Genomic DNA, 13,448 nt, shown 5'->3' with positions numbered 1-13,448 from the left:
CTGTCACTTGGCGGTGTCGGCGACGAGTCGCTCGACGGCCTCGACGGCCTCGCCGACGGCGGCCGGGTTCTGGCCGCCGCCCTGGGCGACGTCCGGCTTGCCGCCACCGCCGCCGCCGAGGGTCTTGGCGGCGGTACGGACCAGGTCACCGGCCTTGAGACCGCGCTCGCGGGCGGCCTCGTTGGTGGCGATGACCGTCAGCGGCTTGCCGTTGTTCACCGTGAAGAGGGCGACCACGGCGGCCCGGCCGCCCTGGATGCGGCCGCGCACGTCGAGGACCAGCTTGCGCAGGTCGTCCGGCGTGGTGCCGTCCGGGACCTGGCCGGTGACCAGGGCGATGCCGCGGATGTCCTTGGCGGACCCGGCGAGACCGGCGGCGGCCTGCAGCACCTTCTCGGCGCGGAACTTCTCGATCTCCTTCTCGGCATCCTTCAGCTTGCCGAGCATGGCGGAGACCTTCTCCGGGAGCTCCTCCGGGCGGCCCTTGATCAGCTCCTGGAGCTGGGCGACGACCGTGTGCTCGCGGGCGAGGAAGTTATAGGCGTCGACGCCGACCAGGGCCTCGATACGGCGGACACCCGAGCCGATGGAGGACTCGCCGAGCAGCTTCACCAGGCCCAGCTGGGCGGTGTTGTGCACGTGCGTGCCGCCGCACAGCTCCTTGGAGAAGTCGCCGATGGTCACGACGCGGACCCGGTCGCCGTACTTCTCGCCGAACTCGGCGATGGCGCCCTGCTTCTTGGCCTCGTCGATGCCCATGATCTCGGCGTGCACGTCGAGGTCGCGGGCGAGCACCTCGTTGATCTTCTGTTCGACGTCGGTCATCACGGCCGTCGGGACGGCGGACGGGGAGCCGAAGTCGAAGCGGAAGCGGCCGGGCTGGTTCTCGGAACCGGCCTGGGCGGCCGTCGGGCCGAGGGCGTCGCGCAGGGCCTGGTGGGTCAGGTGGGTGGCCGAGTGGGCGCGGGCGATGGCCTTGCGGCGGCGGTGGTCGATCGAGGCGTGGGCCTTGGCACCGACCGTGACCTCGCCGACCTGCACGACACCCTTGTGGACGTACACGCCCGGGACCGGCTTCTGGCAGTCGCGGATCTCGATCACGGCACCGGAGTCGACCTTGATGCGGCCGGTGTCGCCGATCTGGCCGCCGCCCTCGGCGTAGAACGGGGTGCGGTCGAGGACGATCTCGACCTCGTCGCCCTCGGTGGCGGCCGGAGAGGAGACGCCGTCGACGAGGATGCCGACGATCGTGGTCTCGCCCTCGGTGTCGGTGTAGCCGATGAAGTCGGTCTCGCCGGTCCTGTCGGCGATCTCGCGGTAGGCACCGGCGCCGGCGTGGCCGGTCTTCTTGGCCTGGGCGTCGGCCTTGGCGCGCTCCCGCTGCTCCTTCATCAGGCGGCGGAAGCCGTCCTCGTCCACGGACAGCCCCTGCTCGGCGGCCATCTCCAGGGTGAGGTCGATCGGGAAGCCCCAGGTGTCGTGGAGCAGGAACGCCTTGTCGCCGGGCAGCACCGTGGAGCCGGCCTGCTTGGTCTCGGTGACGGCGGTGTCGAGGATGTTGGTGCCGGCCTTCAGCGTCTTGAGGAAGGCGTTCTCCTCGGCGAGGGCGACCTTCTCGATGCGCTCGCGGTCGGTGACCAGCTCCGGGTACTGCTGACCCATCATGGCGATGACGGTGTCGACCAGGTCGAGGACGACCGGACCGGTGGCGCCCAGCAGGCGCATGTTGCGGATGGCGCGGCGCATGATGCGGCGCAGGACGTAGCCGCGGCCCTCGTTGCCGGGGGTGACACCGTCGCCGATGAGCATCACCGACGTACGCATGTGGTCGGTGACCACACGCAGCGAGACGTCCGAGTCGTGGGCGTCGCCGTAGGCCACGCCGGTCAGCTCGGTGGCCTTCTTGATGACGGCCATGGAGGTGTCGATCTCGTACATGTTCTGCACGCCCTGCAGAATCATGGCGAGGCGCTCCATGCCGAGGCCCGTGTCGATGTTCTTGCTCGGCAGCTCGCCGAGGATCTCGAAGTTGTCCTTGCCGATGCCCTCGCCGCGCTCGTACTGCATGAAGACGAGGTTCCAGATCTCCACGTACCGCTCGTCGTTGACGGCGGGGCCGCCCTCGACGCCGAACTCGGGGCCGCGGTCGTAGTTGATCTCGGAACAGGGGCCACAGGGTCCGGGGACGCCCATGGACCAGTAGTTGTCCTTCATGCCGAGGCGCTGGATGCGCTCCTTCGGCACACCGACGACCTCGTGCCAGATGCGCTCGGCCTCGTCGTCGTCCTTGTAGACGGTGATCCAGAGCTTCTCCGGCTCCAGGCCGTAACCACCCTTGTCCTGGGGGCTGGTGAGCAGCTCCCAGGCGTACTTGATGGCGCCTTCCTTGAAGTAGTCGCCGAAGGAGAAGTTGCCGCACATCTGGAAGAACGTGCCGTGGCGCGTGGTCTTGCCGACCTCTTCGATGTCGGGCGTGCGCACGCACTTCTGCACGCTGGTGGCGCGGTCGAACGGCGGCTTGACCTCACCAAGGAAGTAGGGCTTGAAGGGCACCATGCCGGCGGGGACGAGGAGCAGAGTCGGGTCGTCCGCGATGAGCGACGCCGAAGGGACGACGGTGTGCCCGCGCTCCTCGAAGAAGCTCAGCCAGCGGCGGCGAATCTCGGCCGACTCCATCAGTGGTCCTCATTCCGGTTGTACGAGTACGTCGTGTTCTCGATGTACTTCGGGTTGCTGCGGTCGTTCTCGATGGCGGCGTACCGCCGGGGCGCGGGGAGTTCGGGGTTCTCCTGGATACCCAGCGCCTCCTCCAGCTCGGACTCCCGCTGCGCCATGTTGTCGCGGACGTCGAGCGCGAAGCCGACCGCGCGGTCCTTCAGGCGCTGACCGGTCTCCAGGGCCTTGTTGGCCGCGGTCGCGGCGAGGCTCTCGGGGGTCAGCTGCTTCAGCTTGCGGTTGACCTTGGTGGTGGCCCACACACCGGCGGCGACACCCGTGGTGAACCAGAACGTACGGCGGAACATCGCTCGGTCAGTCCTTCTTTCCCCGGTTGCTCCGCTTCCGTGCCGCCGGGACCGTACGGCCCACGATCACGGTACGCCTGGGCTCCTTGGCGGGCACGTTCTCCTTGCGGCCGCCGATCGCCCGGCGCACGCCGTAGCCGAAGGCCGCGACCTTGACCAGCGGGCCGCCGAAGGTGGAGGCGACGGTGGTCGACAGCGCGGAGGCGTTCGACGTGACCTCCTGGACGTCGGAGGCGATCGCGTCGACCCGGTCGATCTGGGTCTGCGCGGAGCGCACGGCCGCGGAGGCGTCGGCGAGCAGCGGGACGGCCTGGTCGGTCACGTCCGCCACGAGCTTGGTGGTCGCCTTGAGCGTCTGGGCCAGCCTCGCCAGTGCGACGGCGAGGAAGGAGACCAGGATCGCCCAGAAGACGGCCACCAGGATCCCGGCCACCTCTCCACCGGACACTGTGCGCACCCGCTCCCTGAAACGTGCTCTGAACATCGGAACCATGAAAAAGCAGTGCACCGAGCCTATCGCGCCACGGGTGGCGCTCCGTACCGGATTACGGGTCGGCGGACGGCGGAGTTGCGGGAAGCGATTGTACGGAATGAACACGGTTCAGTACGCTCCGTGTCCCATGCGAGGTCCTCAGCGCCCCGGCCCGTCCGCGGACGGCGATCTGCCCCTTGAACTCACCTCTTTCGTCGGGCGCTCGGCCGAACTCGCCGAGCTGGCCGAGGCGATGGAGGCGGCCCGGCTGATGACGGTGACCGGGGTCGGCGGAGTGGGCAAGTCCCGGCTGGCCGTACGGGCGGCGGCGCGGTCGGCGCCGCCGGACGGGGTGTGGCGGGTCGAGCTGGCGCCGGTCCGGGATCCGCAGTTCGTGGAGTACGCGGTCGTGGAGGCGCTGGGGCTGACCGACCACACCACCCGACTGCCCCGGGAGATCCTGCTCGACCGTCTCGCCGGCCGCCGCGTCCTGCTGGTGCTGGACGGGTTCGAGCACCTGGTGGGGGCCTGCGCCGAGCTGGTGTCCGAGCTGCTGCGCAGGCTGCCGGGGCTGCGGGTGCTGGCCGTGGGGCGGCGTCCGCTGGGCCTGACGGGCGAGCGGCTGTTCCCGCTGGCACCGCTCGCCGAGGACGAGGCGGTGGAGCTGTTCGCGGACCGGGCCCGGCAGCACGGGCTGGAGACGGGTGACTGCCCGGTGGTGCGGGAGCTGTGCGTCCGGCTGGAGGGGATCCCGCTGGCTCTTGAGCTGGCCGCGGGACGGCTGCGGGCGCTGTCACCGGCTCAGCTGCTGGAGCGTCTTGACGACCGGTTCCGGCTGCTGACCGGCGGCGGCCGGGACGCCCTCCCCCGCCATCAGACGCTGCGCACAGCGATCGGCTGGAGCCATGAGCTGTGCACTCCGGCCGAGCGGCTGCTGTGGGCGCGGCTCTCGGTGTTCGCGCAGACCTTCGACCTGGAGGCGGCCGAGTACGTGTGCAGCGGGGACGGGCTGGCCGCCGAGGACGTCCTGGACGTGCTCGCGGAGCTGCTCGCGCAGTCGGTGATCTCCCGCGAGGAGACACCGACGGGCCCCCGCTACCGGATGCTGGACACGGTCCGGGCCTACGGCGCCGACTGGCTGGAGGCGACGGGGGACGCGGTACGGCTGCGGCGGCGGCACCGCGACTGGTATCTGGGCCTGGCGACCTGGTGCGAGCTGGACTGGTTCTCGCCCCGGCAGCGCGAGGTGGCCGCACGGATCGAGATCGAGCTGCCGAACCTGCGCACCGCCCTGGAGTTCTGCCTGACCGAGCCGGACGAGGCGCATCTGGGCCAGTATCTGGCGGGCTCACTGTGGTTCTGCTGGGCGGGCTGCGGGCGGCTGTCGGAGGGGCGGCGCTGGCTGGAGCGCAGCGTGGAGCTGGAGTCTGAGTACGAGCAGTCCCGGCTGAAGGCGCTGTGGGTGCTCGGCTATGTGGCGATCCTGCAGGGCGACACCGTGCCGGCGCTGGCCGCGCTGCGCGAGTGCCGGGTACAGGCGGAGCGGGTCGCGGACCTGACGGCGGTGGCGTACGCGGAGCACCGCACCGGCTGTCTGGCCCTGGTCACGGACGACATGGCGCGCGCAGAAACGCTGCTGCGCTCGGCGCTCGACCGCTACCAGGAGATCGGCGAGCTGAACAGCAACGTGCTGATGGGCCAGGTCGAGCTGGCGATGACGCGGGCGTTCCAGGGGGACCTGGCGGACGCGGTGCGGCTCTGCGAGGACGTGCGCCGGGTGTGCGAGGACCACGGGGAGCGGTGGGCACGGTCGTACGCGCTGTACGTACTGGCCTACGCGGCCTGGCGGGACGGGGATCCGGCCGGCGCACGGGAGCTGCTCGCGGACTGTCTGGACAACGCGCACGCCTTCCACGATCTGCTGGGCTCGGTGCTGTCCCTGGAACTGCTCGCCCTGGTGACGGCGGCCCAGGGCGACCCGGCCGAGGCGGCGGTCCTGCAGGGCGCCGCGGGCCGGATGTGGCCGTCGGTGGGGCTGCAGCTGTTCGGCTCGGCGTACTACAACGCCCCGCACGAGCTGTGCGAGGCGACGGCCCGGCAGGCGCTCGGCGACGCGCGGTACGAGGAGTGCGTACGCGAGGGAGCGCGGCTGGACCGGGACGCTGCCGTGGCCCGGGCGCTGGGCGGCGGCGGTGTACGGCCGTTGGAGGCGCTGCCCGCGCCGCGCGGACCGGTGTCGCACGCCCTCGGGGACGCCGGGAAAAGCAGACCCGCCGCCTCGCCCACCCGGAAGGGCGGGGAGACGGCGGGCTGAGGTGCTGCGCCGGGGCTGGGGTCAGCGGGCGTAGTACTCGACGACGAGCTGCTCGTCGCAGATCACCGGGATCTCCTTGCGGTTCGGCTCGCGGTCCAGGCGGAACGCCAGGGCCTTGAGGTTCACCTGCAGGTAGCGCGGGGTCTCACCGTCGGGGGCGAAGCCACCCTCGCGGGCGATCTGGAAGAGCGTCTTGTCCTTGGAGCGGTCGCGGACCTGCACGACGTCGTCCGGACGGACACGGAAGGACGGCTTGTCGACCTTCTGGCCGTTGACCTGGATGTGGCCGTGGACGACCATCTGGCGGGCCTGGTAGATCGTGCGGGCGATGCCCGAACGCAGGACCAGCGCGTCGAGACGGCGCTCGAGCTCGATGATCAGGGCCTCACCGGTCTTGCCCTGGACCTTGGAGGCACGCTCGTAGGCGCGGACGAGCTGACGCTCGGACACGTCGTACTGCGCACGCAGACGCTGCTTCTCGAGCAGACGGACCTTGTAGTCCGAGTTCTGCTTGCGGCCGCGGCCGTGCTCACCCGGCGGGTAGGGGCGGGCCTCGAAGTACTTGACGGCCTTCGGGGTCAGCGCGATGCCGAGGGCACGCGACTTCTTGACCTTGGGGCGGGACTGGTTCGCCACTGTCTCTATCTCTTTCGTCGTTTTCGGCTCGTCAGAGTTAGGGAGGTCGCATCCGCAGCCGGGAAAACCCGCCGGGTCCGCAGGGGACCTGCCGGGCAGCCGCTTCCCTGGTCTGGGCACATACGTGCAGCACGCGAGTGGCCCACCGACCTCTCCCGGGATTCCGGGTGGTGGTGGGCTGCCCGCGACACCGTTCGACGGTGCGCGACGCTCCTGGAGTCAGTCCCGAGGGACTGGATCTCCGGCTGGTTGTCCCACTCTGACTGCGCGGGACTCAGCACTTCGGGCAAGTCTACAGGGCGCTCAGGACCGCTTGCGACCGAGGTGCTTGCGGGTCCATTCGACGGCGTCCGCGTATCTGGCCTCGGCGCCGTGCCGGGTCGGGGTGTAGTACTCGCGGTCCTTGAGGGCGTCCGGGGCGTACTGCTGCTGGGCGATGCCCTCGGGCAGGTCGTGCGGGTACACGTAGCCCTGCGCGTGGCCGAGCTTGGCCGCGCCCTTGTAGTGCCCGTCCCGCAGGTGCGGCGGGACGGATCCCGCCAGGCCCTTGCGTACGTCCTCCATGGCGGCGCCGATCGCGGTGGTCGCGGCGTTGGACTTGGGGGCGAGTGCGAGGGCGATGGTGGCGTGGCTGAGGGTGAGGGCGGCCTCGGGGAAGCCGATCATGGCGACGGCCTGGGCGGCGGCGACCGCGATGGGCAGCGCGTGGGGGTCGGCCAGGCCGATGTCCTCGCTGGCGGAGATCATCAGGCGGCGGGCGATGAAGCGGGGGTCCTCGCCGGCCTCGATCATGCGGGCCAGGTAGTGCAGGGCGGCGTCGACGTCGGAGCCGCGGATGGACTTGATGAGGGCGCTGGCGACGTCGTAGTGCTGGTCGCCGTCGCGGTCGTACTTCACGGCGGCCCGGTCGACGGTCTGCTCCAGGGTCTGGAGGCTGATCTCCGTCTCGCCCTGGTCGAGGGCGGCCCCGGCGGCGGCCTCCAGGGCGGTCAGGGCGCGCCGGGCGTCGCCGCCGGCGATGCGCAGGAGGTGGTCCTCGGTGTCTTCCGGGAGGGAGACGGCCGCCTTGAGGCCGCGCTCGTCGCTCAGCGCCCGCTTCAGCAGTCCCCGGATGTCGTCGTCGGTGAGGGGTTCGAGGGTGAGGAGGAGGGAGCGGGAGAGCAGCGGGGAGATGACCGAGAAGTACGGGTTCTCCGTGGTCGCCGCGATCAGGGTCACCCAGCGGTTCTCGACCGCGGGGAGCAGGGAGTCCTGCTGAGCCTTGCTGAAGCGGTGGATCTCGTCCAGGAAGAGGACGGTCTCCTTGCCGAAGCCGCCGGTGGCGCGGCGGGCTCCGTCGATCACCGCGCGGACCTCCTTGACGCCCGCGGTGATCGCGGACAGCTCCACGAACCGCTTGTTGGTGGCCTTGGAGACGACGTAGGCGAGCGTTGTCTTGCCGGTGCCGGGCGGGCCCCAGAGGATCACCGAGGACGGTCCGGCCGGGCCGCCGTTGCCCTCGCCGACCAGTCTGCGCAGCGGGGATCCCGGCTTGAGCAGGTGCTGCTGGCCCACCACTTCGTCGAGGGTGCGCGGGCGCATGCGGACCGCCAGGGGACTGCCGGCCGGGTCCTTCTCCTGGCGTTCCTCTGCTGCGGCGGTGAACAGGTCGGGTTCCACGCCTTGAACCCTAAATCACCGCACTGACAACCCGGCCCGGGCTGTCAGCGAGAGGGTGCCGTCAGCTGGTCCAGAAGTCCCACCAGCGGGTCAGGATCAGCATGCCGATGATCCCGATGTGCAGGACCGGCATGACCCAGGTGAACTCGCCGAAGAAGGACTTCAGCCAGCGCGGGGACGGCAGGAAGTCGTTGCGGATGTTGAACGAGGTGACGTACCAGAACATGGTGATCGTGGCGACCCAGGCCAGCGAGCACCACAGGCACAGCGCGTTGATCCGGTACAGGGACTGGAACTGCAGCCAGGTGCAGAAGGCGACGCCGAAGAGCGTGCCGAAGTTGAAGGTCAGCCAGTACCAGCGCGGGAAGCGGGCGCGGGCCAGCAGGCTCACGCCGACGCAGATGACGATGCCGTAGCAGACCAGGCCGAGCATCGGGTTCGGGAAGCCGAAGGCGGCGGCCTGCTTGCTCTCCATGACGCTGCCGCAGGAGACGACCGGGTTGAGGCTGCACCCGGGGGTGAACGTCTTGCCCTCGACCTTGGCTTCGAGCAGCTTGAACTTGTCGATCGTGATGACCCAGGCGGCGAGCAGTCCGGCAGCGCCGGTGATCACCAGCAGCAGGGCGAAGGCGCGGCTGCCGCCCACCGTGCGGGGTGCGTCGGCGGCGCGCTCGGGCCCGGGCTCCGTGGAGACGTCTTTGACTGTCGTCTTGCTCATCACGCCGATTCCGTCACTTGAGAGTTGGACCATCTTCGGGCACGGGTCATTGTGCCGCACACACCTGGGTGCGCACCGTTCGCTCCGCATAAGCATGTACGTATGACCGGTGCCGCCTGTTCGCTTCCGGACAGCACCCGCGGCCGCCTACGACAAAGGCGCCGGACACCCCCCGGGGGGTGTCCGGCGCCCACGCGCGCGTGTGCGGCTAGCCGAGCCGCGACTCCAGCTCGGCCACGATGTCGTTGACACCGACCGCCGTCTGCTCGCCGGACTCCATGTCCTTGAGCTGGACGACGCCTTCGGCGAGGTCGCGCTCGCCGGCCACGATCGTGTAGCGGGCCCCGCTGCGGTTGGCGTTCTTCATGGCGCCCTTCAGGCCCTTGCCGCCGTACGAGAAGTCCGCCGCGACACCTGCCTTGCGCAGCTCGGTGACCTTCGCGAACAGGACGCGGCGGGCCTCCTCGCCGAGCGGCACCGCGTAGACGCTGGTCGAGGACGGGATGTCCAGCTCGATGCCCTCGGCCTCCAGGGCGAGGACCGTGCGGTCGACGCCGAGGGCCCAGCCCACCGAGGGCAGCGCGGGGCCGCCGATCATCTCGGACAGGCCGTCGTAGCGGCCGCCGCCGCCCACCGCGGACTGGGAGCCCAGACCGTCGTGCACGAACTCGAAGGTGGTGCGGGTGTAGTAGTCCAGGCCGCGGACCAGCTTCTCGTCGTCCTCGAAGGAGACGCCCGCCGCCGTGATCAGCTCGCGGACCTCCTCGTGGTACGCCTTGCACGCGTCGCACAGGTAGTCACGCAGCAGCGGGGCGCCGCCCAGCTGCTTCTGGACCGACTCCCGCTTGTCGTCGAGCACGCGCAGCGGGTTGATCTCGGTGCGCTTGCGGGTGTCCTCGTCCAGGTCCAGGCCGCGCAGGAAGTCCTGCAGCGCGGCCCGGTACACCGGCCGGCACTCCTTGTCGCCCAGGCTGTTGAGCAGGATGCGGAAGTTGCTCAGGCCCAGGGAGCGGTACGCCTGGTCGGCCAGGATGATCAGCTCGGCGTCCAGCGCCGGGTCCTCGGCGCCGATCGCTTCGGCGCCGACCTGGGAGAAGTGCCTGTAACGGCCCTTCTGGGGGCGCTCGTAGCGGTAGTACGAGCCGGAGTACCAGAGCTTGACCGGCAGGTTGCCCGCCTTGTGCAGGTTGGCCTCGAGGGCCGCGCGCAGTACGGAAGCGGTTCCCTCGGGACGCAGGGCCAGCTTGTCGCCACCCTTGGTCTCGAAGGCGTACATCTCCTTGGTCACGATGTCGGTGGACTCACCCACACCGCGGGCGAAGAGTTCGACGCTCTCGAAACCGGGGGTCTCGATGTAGCCGTAGCCGGAGTTGCGCAGCGGGGCCGCGATCGCCTCGCGGACCGCCAGGTACGTCGCGGAGTCCGGCGGGATCAGGTCGTACGTGCCCTTGGGGGCCTGAAAGGTACTCACGGAAGCTCTCTCGTCACATTCCTCGTCGGGGAGCCTGCGAGGCTCCCTGGCCGGCCGCCACCTGCCGCAGATAGGGGTTGGTGGCGCGCTCCTGGCCGATGGTCGTCTGGGGGCCGTGGCCGGACAGCACCACGGTGGAGTCCTCGAGCGGCAGGCACACGCGGGCCAGCGAGTCGAGCATGTCCTCCATGGAGCCACCCGGCAGATCGGTGCGTCCGATGGAGCCGGCGAACAGCAGATCCCCGGAGAAGAAGACCGAGGGGATGTCCGCGGTCTCGGGCATCTGGAAGGTCACCGACCCCTTGGTATGGCCCGGTGCGTGCGCGACGGAGAACTCCAGCCCGGCAAGCGAAAGCCCGGCGCCGTCGGTCAGCTCCTTGACGTCGTCCGGCTCCCCCACGGTCAGCTCGCCCATCAGCGGCATGCCGATGGACCGGCCGAGCGCCTTCTCGGGGTCGCTCATCATGTACCGGTCCTCGGGGTGGATCCAGGCCGGTACGTCGTGCGCGCCGCACACGGGGACGACCGAGGCCACATGATCGATGTGGCCATGGGTGAGGACGACGGCGACGGGCTTGAGCCGATGCTTCTTCAGTGCTTCCTCGACGCCCTGGGCGGCCTGGTGGCCCGGGTCGATGATCACGCACTCCTCACCGGCGGCGGGGGCGACGAGATAACAGTTCGTCCCCCAGGCCCCGGCGGGGAACCCGGCAATGAGCACGATCGTCCTTCGTTGTGTCGATACGGGAGGGCTTACGGGCGCGGCGCCCGTGGTCCAGAGACTACCGGCGCTGCCGTTTCCTCAGCGAACCCATATACGGTACGGGGCTACACGCGTCTGTCGGCTCACAGGACGCACGCGTACCGGTCGACACACGACACGCATGAGGAGAGAACCCGGTGGTCAGCCAGGAGCAGCGGCGGCGTCAGCTCGCCCGGGAGAAGTTCTTGCGGCAGCAGCAGCGACGCACCAGCGCGCGGCGCAAGGCACGCATGCGCAACTCCGTGATCGCGTCGGTGCTGGGCGTGGTCGTGATCGGCAGTGTCGCGCTGTACACGACCGGTGTGCTGAAGAACGACGACGACAAGAAGACCAACGCGAGCGCGGACGTCACGCCGAGCGCCACGCCGTCCAGCAAGGCGCCGGACCCGTGCGCGAAGCCGGCCGCGGGCTCGATCAAGAAGGAGACCTGGAAGAAGGAGCCGGCGATGTCGATCGACACGTCGGCGAAGTACACGATGAAGCTCGCGACCACGTGCGGTGACATCGGCATCGCGCTGAAGACGTCGGCGGCCCCGCACACGGTGAACTCGTTCGACTTCCTTGCCGGCAAGGGCTTCTTCGACCACACCAAGTGCCACCGCCTGACCACGAACGGCATCTACGTGCTGCAGTGCGGCGACCCGACGGGCGTCGGCAGCGGCGGTCCGGGCTACACGATCCCGGACGAGAACCTGAAGGACGCGAGCCTGAAGGGCAACAAGTACCCGGCGGGCACGGTGGCGATGGCCAACACCGGCCAGAAGCACACCGGCGGCAGCCAGTTCTTCCTCGTCTACAAGGACAGCCCGTTGCCGCCCAGTTACACACCGTTCGGCACGATCGACGCGGCGGGCATGAAGGTGCTGAACAAGATCGCGGCCGCCGGCGAGAACACGGGAGCCGGTGACGGTGCCCCGAACGCGACGGTCGTGATCAACAAGGCGACGGTCACCAAGTCCTGACGCCGGAGCGACGCTCAACACGGCCAACTGCGGAATTCGGTCGCGCTGGATGCGGACAGGCAACCCGCTGGTCGCCTATGTTGGCCGTGACGAAACTGTGGACGATGCCCGGGGGCGCTGAGGCCCCCGCAGGCATCATGTGGAGGAGGCGCTGTGAGCAGCGACCCGTGGGGCCGCGTCGACGAGACGGGGACCGTGTACGTGCGTACGGCCGACGGCGAGCAGGTCGTCGGTTCCTGGGCGGCCGGCTCCCCTGAGGAGGCGCTTGCCTACTTCGAGCGCAAGTACGAGGGCCTGGTTGTCGAGATCGGCCTCCTCGAGAAGCGAGTGCAGACGACGGACCTGTCCGCGAAGGACGCCCAGACCGCGATCGACCACCTGCGCGAGCAGGTGGACGCGCACCACGCGGTCGGCGACCTGGAAGCGCTGCGGGCCCGCCTCGACAAGCTCGTGGCGACGGTCGAAGCCCGGCGCGAGGAGCGCAAGGTACAGCGGGCCAAGCAGTCCGACGAGGCCCGCAAGGCCAAGGAGGACCTGGTCGTCGAGGCGGAGCAGCTGGCGCAGTCCGACCAGTGGCGGGCCGCCGGCGAACGGCTGCGGGCCCTGGTGGACACCTGGAAGGGGCTGCCGCGTCTGGACCGCAAGTCCGACGACGAGCTGTGGCACCGCTTCTCGCACGCCCGGTCGGCGTTCTCCAAGCGTCGCAAGGGGCACTTCGCGCAGCTGGACGCGCAGCGCGAGGAGGCCCGCAAGACCAAGGAGCGGCTGGTCTCCGAGGCCGAGGCGCTCTCCGGCTCGACGGACTGGGGTCCGACGGCGGCGCGCTACCGCGAGCTGATGGCGGAGTGGAAGGCCGCGGGCCGCGCCCAGCGCGAGCACGAGGACGACCTGTGGAACCGCTTCCGCGGCGCCCAGGACGTGTTCTTCGCCGCCCGCAGCTCGGTCTTCGCGGAGCGGGACGCCGAGCAGTCGGAGAACCTGAAGCTCAAGGAGGAGCTGGCCGGGGAGGCCGAGAAGATCCTCCCGGTCACGGACCTCAAGGGCGCCCGGGCCGCCTTCCGCTCGATCAACGAGCGCTGGGAGGCCATCGGCCACGTCCCGCGGGACGCGCGTCCGAAGGTCGAGGGCCGGATGCACGCGGTCGAGCGCGCCATCCAGGAGGCCGAGGAGGCCGAGTGGCGCCGGACCAACCCGGAGGCACGCGCGCGTGCCGAGGGTCTGACCGGTCAGCTGCAGGCCGCCGTGGACAAGCTGCGGGCGCAGATCGAGCAGGCGCGCGCCCAGGGCAACAACTCCAAGGCCGACAAGCTGGAGCGGGAGCTGGAGGGCCGCCAGGCGCTCCTGGACCAGGCTCTGAAGGGCCTGCAGGAGTTCGGCGGCTGAGATCCCCGCCTCCCACGCGTAAGGGCCCCGTACGTGGCGTACGGGGC

The 13,448-nt window shown here is 70.1% G+C and carries 11 protein-coding genes; 3 read left to right on the top strand and 8 right to left on the bottom strand.

Features of this window, described 5'->3' with window-relative positions:
* Positions 1 to 3: 3 nt before the first annotated feature.
* From alaS to BEK98_RS34760, 3 genes are read right to left on the bottom strand one after another with little or no spacing between them, the layout of a single operon-like run.
* A complete protein-coding gene (gene alaS / locus BEK98_RS34770) occupies positions 4 to 2,676 on the bottom strand; it encodes an alanine--tRNA ligase (RefSeq protein WP_094220726.1) in 2,673 nt (890 codons plus the stop codon).
* A complete protein-coding gene (locus tag BEK98_RS34765; protein ID WP_094220725.1) occupies positions 2,676 to 3,023 on the bottom strand; it encodes a hypothetical protein in 348 nt (115 codons plus the stop codon). The genes alaS and BEK98_RS34765 overlap by 1 nt, the downstream gene beginning before the upstream one ends.
* A 7-nt stretch (positions 3,024 to 3,030) precedes the next feature.
* Positions 3,031 to 3,507, bottom strand: coding sequence for a DUF948 domain-containing protein (locus BEK98_RS34760; protein WP_244202107.1), 477 nt, complete (start codon positions 3,505 to 3,507; stop codon positions 3,031 to 3,033).
* A 136-nt stretch (positions 3,508 to 3,643) separates the two neighbouring features.
* On the opposite strand from BEK98_RS34760, the gene BEK98_RS34755 reads away from it, so the two are divergent.
* Positions 3,644 to 5,809 carry an ATP-binding protein gene (locus tag BEK98_RS34755; RefSeq protein ID WP_208643318.1) on the top strand — a complete coding sequence of 722 codons (2,166 nt, stop codon included), beginning with the start codon at positions 3,644 to 3,646 and terminating at the stop codon, positions 5,807 to 5,809.
* A gap of 21 nt (positions 5,810 to 5,830) precedes the next feature.
* Here BEK98_RS34755 and rpsD read toward each other — a convergent pair whose 3' ends face one another.
* The 5 genes from rpsD to BEK98_RS34730 all read right to left on the bottom strand — a co-directional run bounded on the left by rpsD (position 5,831) and on the right by BEK98_RS34730 (position 11,014).
* Positions 5,831 to 6,445, bottom strand: a complete 615-nt coding sequence (gene rpsD / locus BEK98_RS34750) for a 30S ribosomal protein S4 (RefSeq protein ID WP_066996810.1) — start codon at positions 6,443 to 6,445, stop codon at positions 5,831 to 5,833.
* Positions 6,446 to 6,748: 303 nt separating this feature from the next.
* A complete protein-coding gene (locus tag BEK98_RS34745) occupies positions 6,749 to 8,104 on the bottom strand; it encodes a replication-associated recombination protein A (protein WP_094220722.1) in 1,356 nt (451 codons plus the stop codon).
* Between the two features lie 61 nt (positions 8,105 to 8,165).
* Positions 8,166 to 8,822, bottom strand: coding sequence for a vitamin K epoxide reductase family protein (locus tag BEK98_RS34740; RefSeq protein WP_094220721.1), 657 nt, complete (start codon positions 8,820 to 8,822; stop codon positions 8,166 to 8,168).
* A 208-nt stretch (positions 8,823 to 9,030) separates the two neighbouring features.
* The gene (hisS, locus tag BEK98_RS34735; protein ID WP_094220720.1) at positions 9,031 to 10,293 is read right to left on the bottom strand and encodes a histidine--tRNA ligase; all 1,263 of its coding nucleotides are present in this window, start codon (positions 10,291 to 10,293) and stop codon (positions 9,031 to 9,033) included.
* A gap of 13 nt (positions 10,294 to 10,306) precedes the next feature.
* Entirely contained in the window at positions 10,307 to 11,014 is a 708-nt protein-coding gene (locus BEK98_RS34730; RefSeq protein ID WP_094220719.1) for an MBL fold metallo-hydrolase, read from the bottom strand.
* A 179-nt stretch (positions 11,015 to 11,193) separates the two neighbouring features.
* On the opposite strand from BEK98_RS34730, the gene BEK98_RS34725 reads away from it, so the two are divergent.
* Together BEK98_RS34725 and BEK98_RS34720 are read left to right on the top strand one after the other, a co-directional pair.
* A complete protein-coding gene (locus BEK98_RS34725; protein ID WP_094220718.1) occupies positions 11,194 to 12,018 on the top strand; it encodes a peptidylprolyl isomerase in 825 nt (274 codons plus the stop codon).
* Positions 12,019 to 12,171: 153 nt separating this feature from the next.
* Positions 12,172 to 13,401: a DUF349 domain-containing protein gene (locus BEK98_RS34720; RefSeq protein ID WP_094220717.1), complete on the top strand. Its 1,230-nt coding sequence runs from the start codon at positions 12,172 to 12,174 to the stop codon at positions 13,399 to 13,401.
* The last annotated feature ends 47 nt before the right edge of the window (positions 13,402 to 13,448 follow it).

Source organism: Streptomyces diastatochromogenes, assembly GCF_002242805.1.
Classification (GTDB): domain Bacteria; phylum Actinomycetota; class Actinomycetes; order Streptomycetales; family Streptomycetaceae; genus Streptomyces; species Streptomyces diastatochromogenes.
The sequence above is the reverse complement of the archived record's forward strand: the minus strand, read 5'-3'. Positions and strand labels throughout refer to the sequence as shown.